Annotated in this window: 29 protein-coding genes; 17 read left to right on the top strand and 12 right to left on the bottom strand. The window is 34.8% G+C overall.

Translation table 11 applies throughout. The features are described 5' to 3' along the window. The coding region (locus tag A9Q93_RS10415; RefSeq protein WP_303687338.1) for a T9SS type A sorting domain-containing protein at window positions 1-471 on the top strand (471 nt) is incomplete at its 5' end. A gap of 220 nt (window positions 472-691) precedes the next feature. Here the strand turns inward: A9Q93_RS10415 and ung are convergent. Continuing rightward, the gene (ung, locus tag A9Q93_RS10410) at window positions 692-1,357 is read right to left on the bottom strand and encodes a uracil-DNA glycosylase (RefSeq protein WP_303687337.1); all 666 of its coding nucleotides are present in this window, start codon (window positions 1,355-1,357) and stop codon (window positions 692-694) included. Window positions 1,358-1,473: 116 nt separating this feature from the next. Here ung and A9Q93_RS10405 point away from each other — a divergent pair, with 116 nt between their 5' ends. From A9Q93_RS10405 to A9Q93_RS10390, 4 genes are read left to right on the top strand one after another with little or no spacing between them, the layout of a single operon-like run. After that, window positions 1,474-1,992, top strand: coding sequence for an SRPBCC family protein (locus tag A9Q93_RS10405; protein ID WP_303687336.1), 519 nt, complete (start codon window positions 1,474-1,476; stop codon window positions 1,990-1,992). Between the two features lies 1 nt (window position 1,993). After that, window positions 1,994-2,689, top strand: coding sequence for an SDR family NAD(P)-dependent oxidoreductase (locus A9Q93_RS10400; RefSeq protein WP_303687335.1), 696 nt, complete (start codon window positions 1,994-1,996; stop codon window positions 2,687-2,689). Window positions 2,690-2,692: 3 nt separating this feature from the next. Beyond that, on the top strand, window positions 2,693-4,015 hold the full coding sequence (locus tag A9Q93_RS10395; RefSeq protein WP_303687334.1) for a deoxyribodipyrimidine photo-lyase: 1,323 nt from the start codon (window positions 2,693-2,695) through the stop codon (window positions 4,013-4,015). Window positions 4,016-4,059: 44 nt separating this feature from the next. Further along, entirely contained in the window at window positions 4,060-5,556 is a 1,497-nt protein-coding gene (locus tag A9Q93_RS10390) for a cryptochrome/deoxyribodipyrimidine photo-lyase family protein (protein ID WP_303687333.1), read from the top strand. Window position 5,557: 1 nt separating this feature from the next. On the opposite strand, the gene A9Q93_RS10385 is transcribed toward A9Q93_RS10390, so the two are convergent. Then, window positions 5,558-6,727: an MFS transporter gene (locus tag A9Q93_RS10385; RefSeq protein ID WP_303687332.1), complete on the bottom strand. Its 1,170-nt coding sequence runs from the start codon at window positions 6,725-6,727 to the stop codon at window positions 5,558-5,560. A 116-nt stretch (window positions 6,728-6,843) separates the two neighbouring features. On the opposite strand from A9Q93_RS10385, the gene A9Q93_RS10380 reads away from it, so the two are divergent. After that, window positions 6,844-7,422, top strand: coding sequence for a sulfotransferase family 2 domain-containing protein (locus tag A9Q93_RS10380; RefSeq protein ID WP_303687331.1), 579 nt, complete (start codon window positions 6,844-6,846; stop codon window positions 7,420-7,422). Window positions 7,423-7,618: 196 nt separating this feature from the next. Here the strand turns inward: A9Q93_RS10380 and A9Q93_RS10375 are convergent, their stop codons facing one another. Then, complete coding sequence (locus tag A9Q93_RS10375; RefSeq protein WP_303687330.1) at window positions 7,619-8,569, bottom strand: PhoH family protein; 951 nt, start codon at window positions 8,567-8,569, stop codon at window positions 7,619-7,621. Between the two features lie 149 nt (window positions 8,570-8,718). Here A9Q93_RS10375 and A9Q93_RS10370 point away from each other — a divergent pair, with 149 nt between their 5' ends. The 5 genes from A9Q93_RS10370 to A9Q93_RS10350 are packed head-to-tail and all read left to right on the top strand — an operon-like array spanning window position 8,719 to window position 12,843. Then, the gene (locus tag A9Q93_RS10370; RefSeq protein ID WP_303687329.1) at window positions 8,719-9,555 is read left to right on the top strand and encodes an S-adenosyl-l-methionine hydroxide adenosyltransferase family protein; all 837 of its coding nucleotides are present in this window, start codon (window positions 8,719-8,721) and stop codon (window positions 9,553-9,555) included. Then, window positions 9,552-9,848 carry a putative quinol monooxygenase gene (locus A9Q93_RS10365; RefSeq protein WP_303687328.1) on the top strand — a complete coding sequence of 99 codons (297 nt, stop codon included), beginning with the start codon at window positions 9,552-9,554 and terminating at the stop codon, window positions 9,846-9,848. Before A9Q93_RS10370 ends, A9Q93_RS10365 begins: the two co-directional genes overlap by 4 nt. Then, window positions 9,845-10,573 (top strand): gliding motility-associated ABC transporter permease subunit GldF, encoded by a 729-nt coding sequence (gene gldF / locus A9Q93_RS10360; RefSeq protein ID WP_303687327.1) that lies wholly within the window; start codon window positions 9,845-9,847, stop codon window positions 10,571-10,573. Before A9Q93_RS10365 ends, gldF begins: the two co-directional genes overlap by 4 nt. 2 nt (window positions 10,574-10,575) lie before the next feature. Further along, entirely contained in the window at window positions 10,576-12,270 is a 1,695-nt protein-coding gene (gldG, locus tag A9Q93_RS10355; protein ID WP_303687326.1) for a gliding motility-associated ABC transporter substrate-binding protein GldG, read from the top strand. Between the two features lie 15 nt (window positions 12,271-12,285). After that, window positions 12,286-12,843 carry a hypothetical protein gene (locus A9Q93_RS10350; protein ID WP_303687325.1) on the top strand — a complete coding sequence of 186 codons (558 nt, stop codon included), beginning with the start codon at window positions 12,286-12,288 and terminating at the stop codon, window positions 12,841-12,843. A 160-nt stretch (window positions 12,844-13,003) separates the two neighbouring features. On the opposite strand, the gene ychF is transcribed toward A9Q93_RS10350, so the two are convergent. From ychF to A9Q93_RS10325, 5 genes are all read right to left on the bottom strand, one after another. Then, window positions 13,004-14,098, bottom strand: a complete 1,095-nt coding sequence (gene ychF, locus A9Q93_RS10345) for a redox-regulated ATPase YchF (RefSeq protein ID WP_015363316.1) — start codon at window positions 14,096-14,098, stop codon at window positions 13,004-13,006. Between the two features lie 149 nt (window positions 14,099-14,247). Next, window positions 14,248-14,886, bottom strand: coding sequence for a DUF4252 domain-containing protein (locus tag A9Q93_RS10340; protein WP_303687324.1), 639 nt, complete (start codon window positions 14,884-14,886; stop codon window positions 14,248-14,250). Window positions 14,887-14,932: 46 nt separating this feature from the next. Then, the gene (locus A9Q93_RS10335; RefSeq protein WP_303687323.1) at window positions 14,933-15,463 is read right to left on the bottom strand and encodes a DUF4252 domain-containing protein; all 531 of its coding nucleotides are present in this window, start codon (window positions 15,461-15,463) and stop codon (window positions 14,933-14,935) included. A gap of 35 nt (window positions 15,464-15,498) precedes the next feature. After that, the gene (locus A9Q93_RS10330; protein ID WP_303687322.1) at window positions 15,499-15,957 is read right to left on the bottom strand and encodes a hypothetical protein; all 459 of its coding nucleotides are present in this window, start codon (window positions 15,955-15,957) and stop codon (window positions 15,499-15,501) included. After that, window positions 15,954-16,463: an RNA polymerase sigma factor gene (locus A9Q93_RS10325; protein WP_303687321.1), complete on the bottom strand. Its 510-nt coding sequence runs from the start codon at window positions 16,461-16,463 to the stop codon at window positions 15,954-15,956. Before A9Q93_RS10325 ends, A9Q93_RS10330 begins: the two co-directional genes overlap by 4 nt. 200 nt (window positions 16,464-16,663) lie before the next feature. Between A9Q93_RS10325 and A9Q93_RS10320 the strand changes: the two genes are divergently transcribed. The 3 genes from A9Q93_RS10320 (at window position 16,664) to A9Q93_RS10310 (ending at window position 19,266) form a co-directional block, all read left to right on the top strand. After that, complete coding sequence (locus tag A9Q93_RS10320) at window positions 16,664-17,098, top strand: cytochrome c (protein ID WP_303687320.1); 435 nt, start codon at window positions 16,664-16,666, stop codon at window positions 17,096-17,098. A 181-nt stretch (window positions 17,099-17,279) separates the two neighbouring features. Further along, window positions 17,280-18,044 carry a CDP-alcohol phosphatidyltransferase family protein gene (locus A9Q93_RS10315; protein WP_303687319.1) on the top strand — a complete coding sequence of 255 codons (765 nt, stop codon included), beginning with the start codon at window positions 17,280-17,282 and terminating at the stop codon, window positions 18,042-18,044. Window positions 18,045-18,096: 52 nt separating this feature from the next. Beyond that, window positions 18,097-19,266 (top strand): nitrate/nitrite transporter, encoded by a 1,170-nt coding sequence (locus A9Q93_RS10310; RefSeq protein ID WP_303687318.1) that lies wholly within the window; start codon window positions 18,097-18,099, stop codon window positions 19,264-19,266. 64 nt (window positions 19,267-19,330) lie between these two features. Here the strand turns inward: A9Q93_RS10310 and A9Q93_RS10305 are convergent, their stop codons facing one another. From A9Q93_RS10305 to A9Q93_RS10295, 3 genes are read right to left on the bottom strand one after another with little or no spacing between them, the layout of a single operon-like run. Then, entirely contained in the window at window positions 19,331-19,597 is a 267-nt protein-coding gene (locus A9Q93_RS10305; RefSeq protein ID WP_303687317.1) for a hypothetical protein, read from the bottom strand. A gap of 4 nt (window positions 19,598-19,601) precedes the next feature. After that, complete coding sequence (locus A9Q93_RS10300; protein ID WP_303687316.1) at window positions 19,602-20,201, bottom strand: hypothetical protein; 600 nt, start codon at window positions 20,199-20,201, stop codon at window positions 19,602-19,604. Window positions 20,202-20,211: 10 nt separating this feature from the next. Continuing rightward, window positions 20,212-21,033: a hypothetical protein gene (locus A9Q93_RS10295; protein ID WP_303687315.1), complete on the bottom strand. Its 822-nt coding sequence runs from the start codon at window positions 21,031-21,033 to the stop codon at window positions 20,212-20,214. A gap of 196 nt (window positions 21,034-21,229) precedes the next feature. Between A9Q93_RS10295 and A9Q93_RS10290 the strand changes: the two genes are divergently transcribed. From A9Q93_RS10290 to A9Q93_RS10280, 3 genes are read left to right on the top strand one after another with little or no spacing between them, the layout of a single operon-like run. Continuing rightward, the gene (locus tag A9Q93_RS10290; protein WP_303687314.1) at window positions 21,230-21,688 is read left to right on the top strand and encodes a DUF1801 domain-containing protein; all 459 of its coding nucleotides are present in this window, start codon (window positions 21,230-21,232) and stop codon (window positions 21,686-21,688) included. After that, on the top strand, window positions 21,689-22,216 hold the full coding sequence (locus A9Q93_RS10285) for a hypothetical protein (protein ID WP_303687313.1): 528 nt from the start codon (window positions 21,689-21,691) through the stop codon (window positions 22,214-22,216). Window positions 22,217-22,228: 12 nt separating this feature from the next. Beyond that, window positions 22,229-22,873 (top strand): hypothetical protein, encoded by a 645-nt coding sequence (locus A9Q93_RS10280; protein WP_303687312.1) that lies wholly within the window; start codon window positions 22,229-22,231, stop codon window positions 22,871-22,873. A gap of 78 nt (window positions 22,874-22,951) precedes the next feature. On the opposite strand, the gene cmk is transcribed toward A9Q93_RS10280, so the two are convergent. Next, window positions 22,952-23,606: (d)CMP kinase (gene cmk / locus A9Q93_RS10275; RefSeq protein WP_303687311.1), on the bottom strand; the 655-nt coding region annotated here is incomplete at its 5' end.

Genomic DNA, 23,606 nt, shown 5'->3' with positions numbered 1-23,606 from the left:
CCTGCCACCACACCTAATGAAAAATACGATTATACCTATGATACATCAATATTAATGTCTACGCTTGGGCATCCTTTTAAAGATAAAACAGGTATAGATTTCACTTTTAGTAACGAGCCTCATATCAACAAAGTTTTAACTCAAACGTATTCAAGTTACGATTCTAACACCATGAGTTATGATCTAAGTAGTAGAACTACCTATAATTACAATAGTACATTAAGTGTAGATGAAGAAATAACTGAAAAAGCATCTTTTAGAGTCTTTCCTAACCCTACAAAGAGTCAAATCACCGTAGAAGCTACAAATACTACTATTGACCAGATACAAATAATTGATGTATTAGGTAAAACAGTATTCACAACAGATAAAACTAACTTTGAAATTGCCTCACTTACTGACGGTATTTACATCATGAAAATAGTAGATGCAGATGGCGGTATTACAAACCGTAAAATCATTAAAGAATAAAGCAGTGAATTGAATTAGCTTGAGAGCGGCTATTGTCGCTCTTTTTTTTTGCTGTATGATAAAATTGAAAGGTTTAATTGTTCCGCTTTCGCGAAAGCGGAATATAAATTTACAATTCACTAATGTCTATTGTTATAAGGATAGTAGCCAATACTTCTCTTGAAAGTTGTTAAATTATAATACATGAAACGCAAGGATCAACCTTGTAAATATAAAATCACTACCACTCTACAGGAGTCATTCCTCTTTCTTGTAAATAACGGTTTGCTCTAGAAAAATGCTGATTCCCAAACCAGTAACCACGATTTGCGCTTAGTGGTGATGGATGACCACTTTCTAAAATGAAATGCGCTTTTTTATCAATAAACTTTGCCTTGCCCTTTGCATAACCACCCCAAAGTAAAAAGACCACATTCTTACGCTCTTCAGATATCTTTTTAATTACAGCGTCTGTAAACTGTTCCCAGCCTTTCTTTTGATGACTACCAGCCGCGCCTTCTCTTACGGTAAGAACGGTATTCAGAAGTAAGACACCTTGATCTGCCCAGCGTTCTAGATTACCAGATTCTGGATAAGGTTGCTGTAAATCTTTAGATATTTCTTTGAAAATATTAATTAAACTAGGTGGATGTTTCACACCATCTGCAACAGAGAAACAAAGTCCATTTGCTTGTCCAGCACCATGATAAGGATCTTGACCTATAATAACCACTTTTACTTGTTCAAATGGAGTACGATCAAAGGCAGCAAATATTTTGTTACCAGGTGGATAACAAGTGTTTTCCTTATACTCATGTTTTACAAACTCAATCAGGTTTTCAAAATAGGGTTTGCTAAATTCTTCTCGCAAAACTTCTCTCCAACTAGCTTCAATTTGTACTGGCATGACTTACTTTTTTGTAAAGTTATGCATGTTTTTTTGGTTTCTATGTACAAGATTTAACAAGTCTTTATTCTTTTAATTTTGTTTAAGAGTTACCTTTATACTTTAAACAAAAAGATTTGAAACTATATCAATTTTCATCAAAACAAAAGCTTCCTATTACCTTAGATCAAGCATGGGAATTTCTTACAGATGCTAATAACTTAAAGCTACTCACACCACCAGAACTAGACATGACGGTTCAATATGGTACAGAGCGCGGCATGTATCCAGGTCAGTTGATTGAGTATAGCGTTACACCATTACCTTTTTACAAGACCAATTGGGTAACTCATATCACACAAGTAGAAGAAAAGAAATTCTTTGTAGATGAGCAGATGTATGGACCTTATGCCACCTGGCACCACAAGCACTTCATTTCAGAAATTGAAGGTGGTATTTTAATGGAAGATTTAATTCACTACCGTTTGCCATTTGGTGCATTAGGTAAACTAGGAGCGCCATTTGTGAAGAAAAAGTTGGAAGAAATATTCCGCTTTCGCGAAAGCGCACTCATCAAACACTTCGGTGCTTTTGAAGAAGTAAATAAAACAAATCAAGAAAAAAACGCAACGCAAAAACACGAAATACTTAACTAAAATGTCAAAGAATATATTATTAATAGGCGGAAGCCACGGAATAGGAAATGCAATCGTACATCATATCCATAAAGGAAACAATGTGTTTGTTGCGTCTCGAGAAAATGAAAATTTACCTGAAGGAGTTACACACATAACCTTTGATGCACTTACGGAAGAATTAGATACCAGCGCTTTACCAGAATCCTTAGACGGTTTTGTATATTGTCCAGGTAGTATAAATTTAAAACCTTTCAAAATGTTGAAGCAATCGCATTTTGAGGATGATATGGAAATCAATTTTTTCTCTTTAATAAAAGCAACTAGAACCGTTTTACCTTTACTTACTAAGGAAGGAACGAGTAGTATCGTATATTTCTCAACTGTTGCCGTAGGAACAGGTATGCCATTTCACACGAGCGTTGCCGCTGCAAAAGGTGCTATAGAAGGCTATGCAAGAGCACTTGCTGCAGAGTATGCTCCTACTGTAAGAGTTAATGTTATTGCTCCTTCACTAGTAGATACACCGCTTGCTGGTCGTCTATTAAATAACGATTCTAAAAAAGAGAAAATGGGAGAAATGCATCCATTAAAACGAGTAGGTACTCCTGAAGATATTGCTGGTGTTGCTGCCTTTTTATTAGATCAAAACCAAGGCTGGATCACTGGTCAAGTGATAGGTGTCAATGGAGGAAAAGGAAGTTTAAGCTTAGGATAATTTATGAGTAAAAAAGTAAATGTATTTTGGTTCCGTAGGGATTTGCGACTGGATGATAATGTAGGATTTTATGAAGCGCTTAAAAGTGATCTTCCAGTGTTGCCTATTTTTATATTTGATAAAGAGATTCTAGACAAGCTTCCTGAAGATGATGCTCGAGTTTCTTTTATTTATGAAGAATTGCAACGCATGCGTTCTCAATTGCAAGAAGATCAAGACAGTTCGCTAGCCATGTATTATGGTAAGCCTCAAGAAATCTGGAAAGAAATTATCAGTTCTTATAATGTTGATACCGTTTTTACAAATCGTGATTATGAGCCGTATGCCATAGAACGTGATGAAGAAATCGATCAACTCCTCGCCGAACATAACATAGACTTTAAAACTTTTAAAGACCAAGTCATCTATGAACAGGATGAAATCGTTAAAAATGATGGAGATCCGTATGTAGTTTACACACCTTATAAAAACAAATGGTTAGAACACTTCAGAAAAGATTTTGGTTCTGGAGAAGATCAAAAATTTTTTTACACAAATGAAGTTATAGATAACTGCATTAAAAATAGTAGACTACCCAACTTGACTTTGAGCGATATGGGATTTAAAAAGTCTGCTATTGAAATACCTGAATATAAGGTAACGCCTACACTTATTGAAGAATATGAAAATACCAGAAACTTTCCAGCTATAGAAGACGGAACTTCAAGATTAGGAGTTTACTTAAGATTTGGTGTAGTAAGTGTACGTAAAATGGTGCGCAAAGCAGATCATGCTTCTAACAAAACATTTTTAAGCGAGCTGATCTGGCGAGAGTTTTTTATGCAAATATTGTATCACTTTCCGCATACTAAAGACAAAGCTTTCAAATCTAAATACGATCGTATAGAATGGCGCAATGACGAAGATCAATTTGAAAAATGGAAAACAGGAACTACAGGTTATGCTCTAGTAGATGCAGGAATGCGAGAATTAAACTCCACAGGTTACATGCACAATAGAGTACGTATGCTAGTAGCAAGTTTCTTAGTAAAACATTTATTAATAGACTGGCGATGGGGAGAAACCTATTTTGCAGAAAAATTGCTGGACTACGAGATGTCCAGTAATGTAGGTAACTGGCAATGGGCTGCTGGAAGCGGTGTTGATGCCGCTCCATACTTTAGAATCTTTAATCCTATCACACAAAAGGATAAATTTGATAAGGATAGGAAGTACATTAAAGAATTTGTACCAGAATTTGGAACAGATGATTATCCTGAGATGATGGTAGATCATAAAGAAGCGAGAGAAAGATGCTTAAAAACCTATAAAGAAGCGGTTTCGTAAAAGTTTTTAATAGGAGATTTACGTTCTGAATTAAGTTAGGATTTATGCAAAAGGTTCACATTGTTTGGTTTAAAAGAGATCTAAGATTATTAGATCATGAACCACTCATGCGTTCTCTTGACTCAGAAATTCCAACTATCCTACTCTACATTTTTGAACCTATGCTTTTAAATGATGCTCATTACAGTGAGCGTCATTTTAATTTTATAAAGCAATCGTTAGAGAATATGAACGAGAAGCTGAACGCAGTAGGCAGTTCCCTTCTTGTGGTAGAAAGTAATGCCTTACTAGTTTTTCAAAAATTGCAGAGTCTTTTTGAGATTGTGAATGTCTATTCTTATCAGGAAACTGGGTTGTACATCACCTACAAGAGAGATATAGAACTAGCTAAATGGTTTAAAAAAAATGCTATTCCTTGGACTGAAAGTATTTCTAACGGTATTATAAGAGGATTAAAGAACCGCACGCAATGGAAAGAGCACTGGATCGAGTTTATGAATCAGGATTTTGACCATCCCGATTTTGATCATAGTACTTTATTTAGTAGCTCTAGGATCGATCAAATTGCTTCTGAATTTAAAACGGTTTCTCTAGAAACGCCTAAGAATTCTATTTTTCAAAAGGGTGGCACGACCACTGCTCTTCGTTATTTTGAAAGTTTTTTAACTGACCGTATTAACGGTTACAACACCTATTACTCAAAACCACTTACTAGCAGAAAGCACAGCAGCAGGCTATCTCCTTACATTGCTTGGGGAAATGTGAGTATGCGTATGGTAGCAAAAAAAGCGGCTAGTTGTAAGAACGATTTCAAAAACAAGCGACATCTTCACAGCTTTATGTCTCGTTTGCGATGGCAAGCGCATTTCATTGAAAAATTTGAGATGGAACACCAGCTGGAATGGCGCAGTGTTCATAAAGCATATAGAACTCTCGATAAACCTGTGAATCTCAAATATCAGCAGGCGTGGCGTGAAGGTAAAACTGGTTATCCTCTAGTAGATGCTGCCATGCGATGTCTGAACAATACTGGCTTTGTAAATTTTAGACTGCGTGCAATGTTGACTGGTTTTTTTACGCATCATTTGTGGCAACCGTGGCAAGATGCGAGCAATCATCTAGCGCAACAGTTTCTAGACTTTGAACCTGGTATTCATTATCCGCAGTTGCAAATGCAGGCTGGCGAGACAGGAATCAATATTGTACGTGTTTATAACCCTGTAAAGAACAGTTTAGAACATGATCCCGAAGGCTTATTTATTAAAAAATGGGTTCCAGAGTTGGCACATTTACCCTTGAGATTTATCCATGAACCTTGGAAAATGACAGCTCTAGATGAGCAATTCTTAGATTTTAAATTAGGGAAAGATTATCCAGAGCGGCTGGTAGAGAACTCGCTTTCGCGAAAGCGAGCTCAAGACATTCTTTATGGAATTCAAAAAGACATCAAGAATAAAAAAGAGTCTCGTCGCATTATCTCCAAACATACCAATCCAAAAAGAGAAATATGGCCTGGTGGTGATGAATTAAGACCTTCTTAAATTAGTTATTTGCATACTTTTTACTCAGCCTGAAAATAACTAGTCCTAAAGCAATTACTAATAGAGCTAGAAGAAATAGGTAACTCATCACAAGGTTGCTCCAACTAGATATAAGACCTAATAAAACAGGACCTACTAGAAAACCCATAAAGCCTATTCCAGAAACTACAGAAATCGCTACTGAGGTATTCATTTCCTTAGATTTTGAGGCGAGTCTATATAATTCTGGAATGATTACCGAAATACCTAAACCTAGAACCCCAAAACCTAAAACACTCACATAAAAATCTGAAAACAATATGAGTACATAAGCAATAATGGCTATAGCACAACCTATTCCTATAGATTTTACAGATCCTATTTTTTCACTTATGCCATCTCCCAAAAATCTTCCTAATGTCATGGTTAATGAGAAAATTACAAACCCAAATCCTGCCTTACTTTCTGTTACTTTTACAACATCATATAAAAATAAATTACTCCAGTGCTCTACCGCACCTTCATTAAATAAGATAACAAAAGCGATAATGCACAGTCCAAAAACTGGCTTAATATGTTTGAAAATATTGGTGTCTTTTTTAAGAGAGCCGTCCACTAGCTCTTCAATACCTACGTAATTTTTTGAAAAAAATAAAGATGAAAGTATTATAACTATTGATATTAATAACATGTGATGACTAGGGTTAGTAAATTGTGTGATTAAAAAGCTTCCTAATCCTGCACCTAAAAATCCTCCTAAACTAAAAAAGCCATGTGATGCAGACATAAAATTTACTTGGTCTTCCGTTTCTATCACAGAAACTAAAGCATTCATTGAAGTACTTGTAAAACCAGAAAAAACACCTGTAAGTAATAAGCTTATACAAAGTGTATAATAATTAGGTACTAGTAGAGGTAAATTAAAGCATAACGCTAGCAATAATATACCTATTTGAGTAGAACGGCCTATTCCTATCTTTTTGTTTATAGCTGGAACAAATGGAATAGAGATTAATAAACCGCAAGCGGTAAAAAATAATGCAACGCCTATTTCTGAATCGGTTAGGTCAAACTTTAGTTTTACATTTGGTAAATATAAAATCCAAGTTCCTATTAAAATATTCACAGAGGTAAACACCCATGCAGGGGCAAAATATTTTAAACTAGAAAAGATGAGTTGCAGTGATTTCAATTTTAATTTTTTGAACAAAGAAACAATTAGATATCTAATATTTATTAAATTTTATAGGTTAACATTGCTGTACACTATTTTTTAGCCTTCCGTAAATACTTTTATCTACTTATCAGATGATCATATCTCATCGATACAAATTGATTTTTATACATATCCATAGAACCGGTGGAAGTTCAATTTCTAATCTTTTAAGAGATCAGATAGGAAAAAATATGGAAGAAATCGATCAACATTCTAATGTTTGTGATTTAGGCATAGATTATTTCAAAAGGCTTTCAGGATATTACGTTTTTGGTTTTGCAAGAAATCCATGGGATCGACTGCTTTCATGGTATATTTTGTTACATCAGAATGATCCATTATCATTATCTAAAGAGCGTTTAAGATTTGAAAAATTTATAGAAAAAGACATGGTTTTAAAAGACCTAACCAACTATTTTCATTACAACGCTTTGGATTATTTTTCTTCTCAGGATGGAGAAAATGTACCTTTTCATATTTTTAAATATGAAGACATAGAGTCCAGCATTAAAGAAGTTTTTGATAAATTTAATCTGGAAATAGAAGAAATTCCTAGGCTCAACACTACTACAGAAAGGGATAAAAAACTTTATTACACCACAAAATCCCGGCAGTTAATTGCACAAAAATGTAAAAAAGATATTGATTATTTTGGCTACACGTATGATTAGAAGTACCTACTTCAAGTGACATTTTAGTTCCAAAAATAATTTGAATTAAAGTCTAATTTGATTCCTATAACAAGACGTTCTATTAGATGGATTTTGAGTTAGATGTAAATTCCGCTTTCGCGAAAGCGGAACAAAAACAATCCTCATTTAAAATGATTAAATGAGGATTTTATAAAGTTCAAATGAAATGAATTTCTTAATTTCTATTCTCTATTTCTTTGTAAGCGGCAACTACTTTTTTAACGAGTCTATGTCGTACTACATCACTATCATCGAGGTACATCATTCCTACTCCATCCACATTTTTAAGAATCAATAAGGCTTCTTTTAAACCAGATATAACACGTCTAGGTAAGTCTATTTGTCCAGGATCGCCGGTGATAAAAAACTTAGCGTCTTTTCCCATACGTGTTAAGAACATTTTCATTTGTGCATGAGTGGTATTTTGAGACTCGTCAAGTATTACATATGCCTGATCTAGAGTTCTACCGCGCATAAATGCCAGCGGTGCAATTTGAATAATTCCTTTTTCTATGTAAGTAGCAAGTCGCTCTGCAGGAATCATATCTCGCAATGCATCATAAATAGGCTGCATGTATGGATCTAATTTTTCTTTGAGGTCGCCAGGTAAAAATCCTAAATTCTCACCAGCTTCTACCGCAGGTCGCGTGATGATTATTCTTTTGATGCGTTTCTCTTTTAAGGCTTTTACTGCAAGTGCCACACCTATATAGGTTTTACCAGTTCCAGCAGGACCTACCGCAAAAACCATATCGTTTTTCTTAGTAAGTTCTATCAACTTGCGCTGGTTAGGCGTTTTAGGACGTATTAACATACCAGAATTACCGTGAACCAGTACGTCATCATTTCCTTTTACTATTTCATGATGACCACTATCTGTCGTGAGCAGTCGTTCCATAACGTTTACATCGATCTTATTGTATTTACCAAAATGATCTAACATCAACTGGATGCGTTTATCAAATTCACCTAACTGTTCTTCATCACCATATACCTTAATCTTAGTGCCACGCGCAACAATTTTAAGTTTTGGGAAATGTGATTTTAAGAAAGCTAGATTTGTGTTTTTAACACCAAAAAATTCTCTAGGATTAGTTTCTGATAGGTCAATGATAAGTTCGTTCAAAAGCGGTAAATTAAGTAAGTGATTGAAGGTTTAATTTTATAATTTTGTTTCTAATATTTTAACTGCTTGAAAGTAGTGAAAAATGATTATTGAATAAAAGACGATTCTTATAATTTAACGATCATTTAATTAACAATTTAAAACTCTCTATGCCTATTATTACTCTTACAACTGATTTTGGATGGAAAGATCCGTACGTAGGAGCTGTAAAAGGTGCTATTTACAAAGAGTTAGATGGAATTACCATTGTAGATATTTCTCATGAGGTAGCGCCTTTTAATATTGCAGAGGCTGCTTATATTATTAAAAATGCATATCACTCTTTTCCTGATGGTACTATTCATATTATAGGAGTAGATGCAGAGCATACTCCAGAAAATAAACATGTCGCTGTACTTTTAAATTCACATTATTTCATTTGTGCTGACAATGGTGTTCTCGCATTAATAATGAGTAAGTTAAGACCTGAAAAACTAGTAGAAATCAATATACACGATAGAATATCTTCTAACTTTACAACGCTAGACGCCTTTGTAAAAACTGCTTGCCACATAGCACGTGGTGGTACTCTTGAGGTAGTAGGCAAACCTATTAATCGTATAAGAGCCATTCATGGCGTCATTCCTAAGATAGCAGACAGTAAAAACGTTATTCACGGTCAGGTAATTTACATTGACAATTACGGCAACTCAGTAACAAATATTACTAAAGAAATCTTTGACGAAATAGGTAAAGGACGCAAATTTGAAATTTCAGCTCGTAATGAAAGGTTTAATAAAATATACCATCGCTACAGTGATTTAATCAATTTTGACGATCAAGAGAAAAAAAGAGATGTAGACGGTAAAGGTCTTGTTTTATTTAATAGTTCTGATCATTTAGAACTTGCGACCTATAAGTCAAATCCGCTTACGGTGGGAAGTGCGAGCACCTTGTTTGGTCTTCAAATAAACGCCCCTGTAATAATAACTTTTATAGAATCATGATTGTACGTATAGTAAATATGCATTTTAAGGAAACTGCTGTCAGTAAATTTCAAAATATGTTTGATGCTTATAAAGAGCAAATTAGAAATCAGCCAGGTTGCTCTTTTCTTGAGTTATATCAAGATAAAAATGATGAACAGCGATTCTTTACTTATAGTTACTGGAAAGATGAGAACGCATTAAATAATTATAGAAACAGTGCGTTATTTCAAGAAGTATGGCCTCAAACAAAAGCTATGTTTGATGAAAAACCACAAGCAAATTCTGTAGTAAAAATCCACAGCCTTTTATGAAAGCTATTTTTATCAAAGAACTAAACGGTTTCTTTTCCAGTCTTACTGGTTATCTAGTGATAGGAATATTTCTCATCATCACCAGTCTCTTTATTTTTATTTTTAAAGGTGAGTATAACATTCTGGATTATGGTTTTGCAGATCTCGCTCCTTTCTTTTTAATTATTCCATGGTTATTTATGTTTTTAATTCCTGCAGTAACTATGCGTAGTTTTACCGTAGAACGTAATCTAGGAACACTAGAAATGTTAAGCACAAGACCTATATCAACTAGGAAATTGATCGGAGGTAAGTATCTCGCTGCGTTAGTACTTATTATCATTGCTTTAATACCTACGTTAATATATGTGTACAGTTTAGGTCAGCTAGGAGAAACGCCAAATAATCTAGACTACGGCAGCACATTCGGCAGTTATCTAGGTGCTATATTACTGGCAATGAGTTATACATCCATAGGAGTTTTTAGCTCTACGGTAACTTCTAATCAGATTGTGGCGTTTTTACTTGCTGCAGTGCTGTGTTTTATATTTTATTTTGGCTTTGATGGCTTAAACAATTATCTAGCCGACAATGATTTTCTGGCCTCTCTCGGTCTCAAATACCACTATGAAAGTATGGCCAGAGGAGTTCTTGATACTCGCGACGTGATCTACTTCTTAAGTGTTGCTGTTTTGTTTTTCGCTTTAAGCGAAATTTCACTAAAAACCATCTTATCAAAACGATAACTATGAAAAAAACATATACCAGTTTTATCTTAGTACTCATCGTTCTCATAATCGTGAATATTGCCGCACGATCTGTTTACAAACGTTTTGACCTTACTAAAGATAATCGATATACTGTAAGCGCCGATACTGAAAAGATTCTTAAACAAGCCTACAAACCTATTGTAATTGATGTATTTCTAGATGGCGAGTTGCCTAGTGAATTCAGAAAATTAAAACTAGAAACAGGACAATTTCTTGAAGAACTTGCTGCCTTACATCCCAATTTGAAATACGATTTTCTCAACCCTATCGAGGATGCAACTCCAGCCGAAACCGAACAAATTACCGCTCAGCTTTTAAGTAATGGAGTAAAAGGTGCTGTTGCCACTATTCAAGATGGAGGAAAAAGCACCAACGTCACTGTTTTTCCTTACGCACTGATCCTTTATGACGGTAAAACAACTGCCGTACCATTATTAAAAACCGTAGCACGCGCCACAGCAGAAGAACGCGTTAATTCCAGCATCCAGCAATTAGAATATCAATTTGCAGATGGACTGCGTAAAGCTTCTCTAGAAAAAAATAAAACGGTTGCTTTCTTAAGAGATAGTGATGAATTATCAGATGTGCGCATCGGTGATTTTATAGGTAGCGTGAATGAATATTACAACACGCGACCTTTTGGAATCGAGTTTTTGACAACTAACGATACGATAGCACCGCAACAGGTTCTTGAAGTGATGAATAAATTTGACCTCATCATTGACCCTAAACCAACAGCACCTTATTCAGAAACTAAAAAATATTTGCTTGATCAATACCTTATGCAAGGTGGTAAAATGTTACTAGCTGTTGACCCTATAGTGATGGAGAACGATAGCCTTTCAAATGAAGAGCGAAAGGCTTATCCGCTGCCTAGAAAATTGAATCTGGATGATATGCTTTTTAAATATGGTTTGAGGTTGAACAATGGTCTGGTAAAAGATTTGAAACATGCACCACTTGCACTTGCAACTGGACAAGGAAGAAACACCCAATACGAGGCTTATGCATGGCCGTACTACCCTATTTCTAAAACTTCACAAGATACCAGCGCTACAGCTCAATTTATAACGAAAAACTTAGAAGATGTAAAATTTGAATATACTGGTAGCATCGATACGTTAAAAAATGGCATCCGTAAAACGATTTTACTGAGCACATCTGATAAAGCAAAGGAATTGACTTTACCTACTGTTGTTTCTCTTAATGAGATAGGAAAAGAAGTAGTGATAGAATCTTATAACAAATCCAACTTACCACTTGCGGTACTTGCAGAAGGTTCTTTTACCAGCGCCTACAAAAATCGTGTAAAACCAGTTGATTTAAAGAATCCTACTGATGAAGGTAAAGAAGCTGCAATAGTCCTTATAGCCGATGGTGATGTGTTGAAAAACCAAGTATTGAGAGGTGAACCACAAGAATTAGGTTTTGACATCAGAACAGGACAACTCTACGGTAACAAAGAGTTTCTCATGAATACGATCAACTATCTTCTTGATGATACTGGTTTGATCAAATTACGAAATAAAGACATTCAAGTTCCTTTTTTAGATTCTAAAAAGGTGATTGATGAAAAGTTTAAATGGCAATTTGTCAATACCGCATTACCGCTTTTGATAGTTGCTGGATTTGGTTTTGTTTTTATGTGGTTGAGGAAGAGGAAATATGCTTAGAATTATAGCTTAATAATGTTTTATTTACCTTTATTCATTTTACTTATAGTTCTAATTATCCTTTCTTTAATTCTACTAATTTTAGGTGGTCTGAGAGAAAGTAAAACATACGGTCGAATAGTCATATATTTCTGGGGTTTTGTGTTTGCTCTATATTTGATCGCTCAAGTAATGCATTTTATTAATAGTAAAACTGTTCTAGATAAAGAAGATTTTTATGGAACATATATCATCGACCGCAACTATTTTTCTGGTAAACAGGCAGACTGGCAATACAATCATTATAGATTTGAAATTAAGGAAAATGACTCGGTATACTTTCATGTAACAAATGGCTCAGCAATAACTGAGACGTATAAAGGTAAAATATCTACAAAAGCTCCTTTTAAATCTGCTAGGCCAGTATTTAAAATGGCGCTACCTAATCATCATGTTTTAGATAGTAACCCAACTATTTATAGAGATAGCTGGGACTTTATGATGGTATTTAAATCTCCCAAATTCCACAATATGTATTTCAGAAAAGGAGAATGGAAAGAGATTGATCCACAACTTTCCAAAGTATTAAATTAGTTGCGATTTACTTCTTTCCCGAAGGGTAGAATTAATTCTACCCTTTGGGAAACATAAAAGCTCCTTTTTCAAAATGATAAAGGAGCTTTTTTTATAAATACAAGAGAGCAAAGCGAGTGAGCCAAAAACCTCATCCCACATGCCTACTACGTCAAACCCATTAAACGTTAAACAAGAAATGCATCACATCGCCATCTTGAACGATGTATTCTTTCCCTTCAACTTTTAGTTTTCCGGCTTCTTTAACTTTAGCTTCAGAGCCATATTCTACGTAGGTATCATACTTGATAACCTCAGCACGTATGAATCCTTTCTCAAAATCAGTATGTATTACTCCAGCTGCCTGTGGCGCTGTAGAACCTATGTTTATAGTCCATGCACGCACTTCTTTAACACCAGCGGTAAAGTAGGTTTGCTGATTCAATAGTTTGTATGCACTACGTATCAATTTAGCACTTCCTGGTTCCTCAAGACCCATGTCAGATAAGAACTCTTTACGCTCTTCATAATCATCAAGCTCCGTAATATCCGCCTCAGTTCCTACTGCAAGAACAAGAACTTCTGCATTTTCATCTTTTACAGCTTCTTTAACTTGATCTACATAAGCATTACCAGTTACCGCTGCATCGTCATCTACGTTACAAAGGTATAATACCGGTTTATCTGTAATAAACTGTAATGGTTTGATAAAATCTGCTCTTACTTCATCGCTTAATTCTACTGCACGTACTGATACTCCAGATTCTAGCGCATCTTTAACTTTAAGCAAAGCCTCTTCTTCTTTAACTGCTTCTTTATTACCAGTTCTCGCTGCACGTTTTACTTTCTCAAGTTTCTTATCGACAGTTTCTAGATCTTTAAGTTGTAATTCTATATCAATTGTTTCTTTATCACGTATAGGATCTACACTACCATCTACGTGAACAATATTGTCATTATTAAAACAACGCAATACGTGAATAATCGCATCAGTCTCGCGTATGTTTCCTAAAAATTGATTTCCTAAACCTTCTCCTTTACTCGCTCCTTTAACAAGACCAGCAATATCTACTATTTCTACTGTTGCAGGAATCACCTTTTCTGGATTCACAAGCTCTTCTAGTTTTTCAAGTCTAGGATCTGGCACATTTACCACGCCTACATTAGGTTCTATCGTACAAAACGGAAAGTTGGCGCTTTGTGCTTTTGCATTTGACAAACAGTTAAAAAGTGTTGATTTACCTACATTAGGTAGTCCTACGATTCCAGCTTTCATGTGATGTTTATTTTAATAGTTACACTTTCGCGAAAGCGTGCAAAGATAAGTTATCCTAAGACATATTTATAAATTTAAAACACCTTCAAAAGCAAAAAAATCTGCATGGATATCATGCAGATTTTCAAAAATTTCAATATAATTTAAAATTAGTCCATTTGCATATCTGAGGTATCTATGCCGTTAGACTCAAGTATTTCTTTCAAGGCTTCCTTATCTACCTCGCCATCTTTATCCATATTAAGACCTAAACCACCCATCATACCTTTAAGGCCTGCTGGATCTATGTCCATTTTTTCTAGCTCTTTAAGCATTTTCATAATATCAGACAAGTTCATGTCATCACCTAAAACGCGAGCTACGCCCATTCCTGCTTTATCCATCGTACCAAATATGATGATCTCATCAATAGAGTCCTTATCACCTTGATACATAAATTTTGCTGTCATGCCATCTTGATTATGGGTCATAAGTGCGGTGTATTTATCGTTTTTAAGGATACTAGCAAGCTGTTCTTTTTCTGTTTCAAAACTAGCGTCGTTACTATCCGTTTTAGGATACATGAGCATACTCACTTTATTAATGGAATTATATGCTTTTTGTGAATCTTCAGACAGCTTGCTTTCATCTATTCCTAAAATAGTTTTAGGTATGGATGTGCTTATAAATCCTTCCTTATCTGCGCTATCTACGATATAACTTTGTAACGTTGGGTCTGAGTCGCAAGACGTAAGCGATGCTGCTATGGCGATGCTTAGTACTATGGCTTTTAAAATTATTTTGTTCATCGTTAGTGTTTTTTAATGTTGGTAAAATGGTAAAAGCAAGAGCCTTTTACTCTTTGGTAGCTTTTTCTATTTGCTCCTGTCCAGGAACATTGATCATTTTTGTAATCTTTGAAATTTGACCAAGATCTATGTCTCCAGAGATTTTCATTACAAGTGCCTCAGGATTTTCTTTATTCATAGTCTCATCTATGATCATGACTAGAGTACGTACTTTCTTTGAGTTAGAACCACGCTTTACGTGAAAAGAAAAATTTTGATCATCTTCTTTTACATGCATGAGCTTTACCAGACTATTACTTTTAATATAAGCGTTTGCCATCGAGATCATTTTTTGCGCACTATCAGCATTTGAGGTAGAATAAAAACGTGCATCTTTAAGACTGTCTAGAAGACCTTTTCCTGCTTTCACGCCGTCGTCTTCAAAGTCCATGTCTATTTCGGCAAGGAGTTCAAAGGCATCTTTTGTTACTACTGTCTCTGATGTGTTTTTAAGATTGCCCATTTTTTCAAAGGCGTCTTGAGCAAATAAGGGCGTTGCCATTACTGCAAGTACTAGGGTTAGGATTAACTTTTTCATGTTGACATTTATTTAATTGTGATTGAGATTTATTTTTATTTAAGATTAAAAACTGCAGCGGTTTTATTATCTAGCGTTTTCATAGGAGCCATGTTTTTACGGCCTTTATTAAACTTTGAACTTACTAGTTCTAGCATGTCCATAGCGGCTGCTCGCGCCTCTTCTGGAGTTTCATAAGTACCTAAATCAGGTTGCGTTTGCTGGTTATAGTAATTACCGCCTACTGTCATAAGTAATGCAAAACCGGCTGCGATAGCAAGACCTTTCCATGTTCTTCTGTTAGCCTTGTTTTCTAAGGTTTCTTTGTGTTTCACTTTCGCGAAAGCGTCAAAACTACCTTCTTCTTCCATTTGTTCCATCTCAAAAGACTGGAACAAATTGCGGTACACTTCATGCTCTGGTGCTACATTCTCAGAACTGAAATAGTCTCTAAGTGCTTGCTCATCTGACAATGAGGTGTTACCACTCCAATATTTTTCTAATAAATCGTTCATGCGATTTCTGTTTTGTACTGTTCTTCAATTTTCTCTTTGAGCATTTTTCTTGCTCTGCTCAGTCCTACTCTTACGGCTGTAGCTTTCATATCTAGAATTTTCTCAATGGCTTCAAAATCATAACGCTGTATATCTCTAAGCTGGATAATCATTCTATATTTTTCTGGTAACTCATTAATCATGTTCTGTACCAGTTTTACTTTTCCTTGTCTTTCCAGCTCATCTTCCACATTTCTCTCCTCACTGTCATAATTAGTATGAACTATTTTTAAATGGCTGGCTTGTTTACTTTTTAAACGATCTAGAGAATAGTTTTTAACCATTTGCATGGCATAGGCTTCTTTGTTTCTTATTTCTTCTAGCTGAAATCTCTTTTCCCATAAACGCACCATTACTTCCTGAACTGCGTCTGCAGCCTCTTCATGTGAGGTAAGCAGCCGCTTTGAAAGAAAGTACATTTTTTGCTGTACGTCTTTAAAGGTTTTGATAAACGTTTTTTGGTTCATTTTGCTGGTTATACACTTATGACGACACTGCTTTTTAATTGTTACAAGGGTATGAAAAAAACTTCAGGTTCTATATAGATAGGTAATTACTAGGAGTATTTACGGCTGAGGGAATAATAAAAAATGGAATGTATTCTAAGAGATTTTTAATACCGCTTTAGTATTTGCTTTTGTATTTTTAGATTCTCAATTATAGTTTTATGAAGTACCTCCTAATTTTTACTGCAGCACTATTTTTAACTAGTTGTGGAAATGATAAAAAAGAAAATGCAACTGGAAATTATGCAGCAAATGCGGTGCAAAAAACACCATTAGAGCAAAGCGTTGCTCGTGGTAAAGAAATCTACGGCGAGCTATGTGTGACTTGTCATATGCCCAACGGTAAAGGAGTTCCGGGAGCTTTTCCTCCATTAAATCCATCGGACTGGTTGACAGAGAAACGTATAGAAAGTATTCATGCTGTAAAATATGGCCTTAAAGGAGAGATAGTTGTAAACGGGCAAACTTACAATAACGTCATGTTACCATTAGGTCTCGATGATCAAGAAGTGGCAGATGTTATGAATTACACTATTCAAACGTGGAATAAGGGAGAAATGGTTACTGCTGAAGATGTGAAAGCTGTGGAGAAGTAGAAAACATCTCAAAAGTTTGATTGTAAGAATTGAATTTTACCGATGACCGAAAAATTGAGGTTTATCTGATTCCTTTCTTAAAAGTGTAAACAATAAAATAACTAATTCATAATAGTATAGTTACCTATCTTTGCATTTTTAATTTTGGTATATTCCTGCAAGACGACTTCTATGAGATTACATGTCCAAACTTCCTCCAGAGCATAAATTTATTGACCTATCTGATTATGGTAGGCCTATTGCCAAAGTTATTGCCCAATCCTTATCAACTACATCCTTTACACCTATTCATGTAACTATAGGTTTTATCATTTCTGGATGTGCTGCTATTTATTGTATTCTAGAAGGTCATTTTTGGCTGGCAGCTTTTTTCCTGATTTTTAAATCCATTCTCGATGCTGCAGATGGTGAACTGGCTCGTATTAAAAATACACCTTCATACACTGGACGCTTTTTAGATTCTGTAGCAGATATCATTTTAAATGCGCTGTTCTTTCTAGCCATATGGTTTATTACAGAAACTAGTATATGGATTTGCACTGCGGCTTTCTTGGGTTTACAATTGCAAGGAACTCTTTATAATTACTATTATGTAATCCTACGCAATAAATTTAACGGTGACACTACAAGTAGGGTTTTTGAAACAGATACTCCGATTGCTTTAAAAGGTGAAAATCAATCCGACGTGAACTTCCTTTTCAAGCTGTATAGTTTACTATATGGTACATTTGACAAAACCATATACTATCTCGACACAAAAGCAGGAATAGGAAAAATTTTCCCTAAATGGTTAATGACCAGTATTTCAACTTTTGGTTTAGGATTCCAATTATTAATCATTGCATTTATGCTCATTTTAGGATGGAAAGAATATATTTTGCCATTTTTTCTAGGGTATACCTTAATGGTATTTATATTTATAGGCATTAGAAAAAAATGGTATTAAGATAATTTCTTAAATCTCTGATATACCCATAAATAGATTAATTACTTGGCAATTGAAATCTAAGCAATTCATTCTTACTATAATTGTGGTAGCACAATTTTGTTGTACATCCTTATGGTTTGCAGGAAATGGTGTGATCGATGATTTAATTATTACGTTCCAATTAAGTGAAGATGCTCTACCACATGTGACCGCAGCGGTACAATTTGGTTTTATCATAGGAACTTTTGTTTTTGCCCTGCTCTCCATAGCTGACCGGTTTTCTCCATCAAAAGTCTTTTTTATCAGCGCACTGTTAGCCGCCATTTTTAACCTTGCCATTTTACATACAGGCAATAATTTTACGAGTATACTTTTATTCCGATTTTTGACAGGCTTTTTTCTCGCTGGTATTTATCCGGTAGGCATGAAGATCGCTGCAGACTATTTTGACAAAGGTTTAGGTAAATCTTTAGGTTATTTAGTCGGTGCACTAGTATTAGGAACCGCTTTCCCTCATTTGTTAAAAGATATTATTTCGGGAGATCAATGGGAATTAGTGATTATAGCTACTTCTATCCTTGCCTTTTTAGGTGGTTTACTCATCGTCCTATTTGTAAAAGATGGGCCGTATCGTAAAGCTAGTCAAGGCATTCAAATCAAGGCATTTTTAAAAGTATTCAAAGAGAGTAAATTCCGTTCAGCGGCATTTGGGTACTTCGGGCATATGTGGGAACTGTACACCTTCTGGGCATTTGTACCCTTTATTCTTAAGAACTATGATCAATTACATCCTCAAGCCAACTTTGATATTCCCAGCCTATCGTTTCTCATTATAGCAATAGGTGGACTTGCCTGCGTTTTAGGCGGTTATATTTCGCAAACTTTAGGTGTTAAGAAAACTACTTTTAATGCACTAGCATTATCTGGTTTATGTTGCGTTGCATTACCCTTTTTAATCCAAATGAACCTTCCTATTCTATTTATAATATTCATGCTTTTTTGGGGCATGATGGTCATCGCAGACTCGCCTTTGCTTTCTACTTTAGTAGCTCAAAATGCACCTTCAGAAATTAAAGGAACAGCACTAACAATAGTCAACGGCATCGGTTTTAGTATTACCATTATAAGCATTCAAATTATTGGTGTACTATTAAATGTCACTCCATCAGTTTACGTTTATGCTATTCTAGCTCTAGGACCTGTACTCGGTTTAATTGCCTTGAGAAACAAGAGAATTTAATAGGAAAGATGATGGATTAGGATTCCGCTTTCGCGAAAGCGAGAACAATTTAAAAACAATTCTACTACACCACTTTACTTACTAAGCTCACTAGAAAACCTACTCCTTTATCGATATTAGCAATTGCATTTGCTTTATCGTTGTTAGACCGAGTGGCATCGTTGATTTCTTTGATGACTTTAACCGCGTTTTCATTGCTTATCTCGCTTGCGCTGATAAACTTATCGATCTCAGTCATGTTCATGCTGGTCAATTTTGCAATTTCTTCATGGAATTGCTGATCTGTTTGCTGTCCTGCCTGTTGTGCTATTGCGTCCCAATCTATGCTCATGATATTATTTTTTTAAACTGTTAGTGAGTTGAAGAAGTTGATCAATGGTATTGCCCGATTGTGATAATAATTTTTCTAGTCTGGCATCTATATTTGTCACCGTACCTGGTGACACTCCTGTAAGATTTTCTAAAGCAGTGATTGCATTACTTTCAGATTCTTTGAGTTTTACCGCACTATCTATTAAACCTTGTAAAGCGGCTGTAGAAGTAGTATAGGTAGTAAAATTTGCATTCAACTCTTTTACTAGTGTCTGTTTTTCTACGTTTAAAACGTCTTGCATGGAGTCTCGTTTCTTATTAATTACCGGCACAACACTTTGCAATATATTAGGTAGCTCTTCTTTATAATCTAGTCCTGCTGGTAATAGCTTCTCATAGTTAGACAGTAAAGCTGGCGTGTAACGATAAGTTATAAAGTCATTAACACGCTGGCTGCGCTCTGCGTACAGTTGATCAATAAGTACTAGATTTAACTCATGCATACCATTTGCCTCTTTTATTACTTCTTTACTCAAAGTAGAAGTAGAAGCTGGAATCGATGCACATGAAATGAGTAATAGTAAGCAACTGGCAATAAGTAATGTTTTATGAATGTTTTTCATGATGTTTATGTTAGTTGGTTGGTGTAAATAATCCTTTAATTTTATTGATAATGCCTTGAAGAACTGAGAAAATAGCATCAGTAGAAAAACCACCTATTAAAGCGAGAACGCTCTTATTGAACAGATCAATTTTATCGGCATCTGATATGTAAACATTTAATATTTCAGACACTACTAGTCCTGAAATAATACCTAAAACAATAAGAGCTACATAATAAATAGAATCTTCAGGAATCAAGGTCCCGTTTTTTACAGATGTAGTAATATCTTTGAGTAAATAAAAAACTACTCCTAAGCCAGAGATAGCAGCTAGATAACCTAAGTTTAAAACCAGACTTAAACCTTGATTTTGCATTACACCTAGATCTAGAGAAGCGTTATTTACTTGAGAGGATTGTCCCGTAAGAATAAAAGCCAAAAGAAATATAACAGCCATAATAATTAAATTACGGACCAGAGGTAATTTGGTTATTAGTGATTTCTCCTTATCAGTTTCATTTAATTCAAATATATAATTGATCGATTTAGGAGTTGCTGGAGCCACATTTACACAAAGCATGTTATGAGCATGAATCAAATTGTCAAAACTCTCTTTTTGAATAAGAGGTATAATATCTGTATTTATAGTTTTACCATTATGAATGGCAAAAGCCATCATCTGATTGATTTCATGTGTGATGGCATCTTTTAACTCTGGAGAAACACTTTTAAAAGATTTATCAATCGTGGAAGCGTCATTAGATATAGTCGCATTTGATGTTTCGCGAGTGGTATTTGATGCGTTATCAGTTGCTTTAGAAGCAGTGATTGCTGGATTTGCAGTAGTTTCCATAATTTGAGAGGTTAGTATACAGTGTTACATAAAAAATCTACTTTACACTGTACCCAAAGTTAAAGGTTCATAAAATGCTATGCATGAGTATTAATACCCAAATACAAGAAGTCATTAAGTCATCGAGTTATTCAGATCTCAACCTTTCTGAACTTTGTCTAACAAAAGTGTTATTTTTAAATAATAAAATTCAACCATGACATCCAAAGCAACTACCGTAGAAGAATACTTAAAGAGCATTCCCGAAGACCGTAAACAGCCTATGGCAGATTTAAGAAAAGTGATTCTGCAAAATTTACCTGATGGTTTTGAAGAAGGAATGTTATATGGAATGATAGGTTTTTATGTCCCTAAAAGTATTTACGAGCCTGGATACCACGTTGGGAAAGAATGGACGCCGTTGCCATTTATCAACATCGCATCGCAAAAGAATTTTATTGCATTATATCATTCAGGCATCTATGCAGATCCTAACTTACTAGAATGGTTCCAGCAAGAATTTCCTAAACATTCTAAATACAAACTAGACATGGGAAAAAGCTGTGTGCGATTTAAAAAAGTAGATGCGATTCCATTAGAATTAATCGGTGAATTGTGCGGTAAAATGACAGCTCAAGAATGGATTGAGATTTATGAGAATGTTTTGAAAAAGTAGATGAGAAAAAACAATCATCACATACCCAAATCACTTTTAGTAATCAATAATTTTATAATTGTTATCGCGTGTATAGCTTTTATAATAGGCTTTATCTTCTTTGTAAATTATTTAATTGAGGTAGACGGAAAATACTCGGCTTCATCATTTTCACCAATTTTTGAGAAAAGTACATTTATTGTACCAACTAATCTTGAATGTCAAATTAGTGATGGCACATATAAGACAATTTATGATACTGAATTTTCGTATTACCCTAATTTCAAGTTTGAAATAGATAAAGACAGTATATATTTTGAAAATGAAAAAAATGGTCTAAAAATAGAACGTTTACCTTCGATGGGTTTTCTTGTTCATCATCACGAAATGAATATGGATTCTTTGACTGAATTTCAAAAAAAAATTATTGATGATTTTAAATATTCATATTATCAAATTGAAGAGTGCAAAGGAGATACCTTAAAGTTTAGATTAGGACCAAATTTACATATAACTAGTGCTACAGGGATATTTGTGAAGATTAACTAAATACTTAAAACATTGAAAACGATAATAACTTTTTGTTTATTCTTAATTACCAACCTTGTTGCTGCACAATATGTATCTGGAACTATCTCAGATCAGGATGGAAGCATGCTTGGAGTCTCAATTGAAGTAAAAAATTCTTCCAGCTTCGTATTTAGTGATTTCGATGGAAACTTTAAGATCAAGGCTAGAATGAAGGATACCTTAATTTTTAAGGTAAAAGGTTATTACTCTCAAACCGAAATAATCCAAGACTATTCAAAGATCGATATGAGTCTTGTAGCAATTCATCCATATACCAATTTAAATTATCGAGGTGTAACAACTATGGCTCATGATACCATAATCGTGCCTCTGGAGTATAAAAAATTGCGAGAAACTATCAAACATCGATCTGACCTAAGTAAAATTTATGATGACAATAAAAGTCAAAAGCGTAAAATTATATTTGACGGCATTGAAATATCTCAAGAAGAATATGAAGCTATAGATCCAATATTGATAGAATCCGTTATGATTTTAAAAGAGGACCCTTCTGGTGTAATTCATTCACCTAGAATTCCTCAAATAATTATAGAATCAAAAAACAATGATTTTTTAAAGTTATGGGAATCGATTAAGTCTTTTAGAAAAGCGATCGATATTAAATTGAGGAAGTGATTGTAACTATTTAATTATAACAACTCAAAGCAAGCTTCAGGAAGACTTTACTTCAAATGCACATTGACAAAATATAGACTAAGCCTTCTCAATCGCCTCCTTAGCCCAAGAAACAAGCAACTCAAATTGTTCTTCTCTTGTCATATTTGAAGTGTCCAGTAATTTTGCTTCTGATAATTGAATCAAAGGACTGTCTTCTCGATTAGAATCTATATGATCTCTTTCTATGACATTTTTAAGCACCTCATCAAGAGTGACATCATCGCCTCGTTCTACGAGTTCGACATAACGTCTTTGTGCACGTACTTCTGGTGCAGCAGTCATAAAAACCTTTAATTCTGCCTCTGGAAAAACAACGCTACCTATATCACGACCATCCATAACGATGCCTTTTTCTGTTCCCATAGCTTGTTGTTGCTCAACGAGTTTAGCGCGTACTTCAGAGATTTCGGCTACTTTACTTACGATACTGCTTACTTCCAGCGTGCGTATTTCCTTTTCTATGTTCTTACCGTTGAGGTACACATCTGCTCGGTCTGTCTCTTTGTTATAAACAAAACTGATCTTAATTTCTGGCAAACGTTCTACAAGTTTTTCACGATCTAATTGGCCTGATTCTATTAGATTTTCGCTTAAAGCGAAATAAGAAACAGCACGATACATCGCTCCAGTATCTACATATACATAATGCAATTTTACTGCAAGTTGTTTTGCAGCGGTACTTTTACCAGTA

It is taken from the genome of Nonlabens dokdonensis (assembly GCF_002162835.1).
GTDB classification, from domain to species: Bacteria; Bacteroidota; Bacteroidia; order Flavobacteriales; family Flavobacteriaceae; genus Nonlabens; species Nonlabens dokdonensis_B.
Note: the sequence above shows the minus strand (reverse complement) of the source record. Positions and strands in the feature narration are given on the sequence as shown.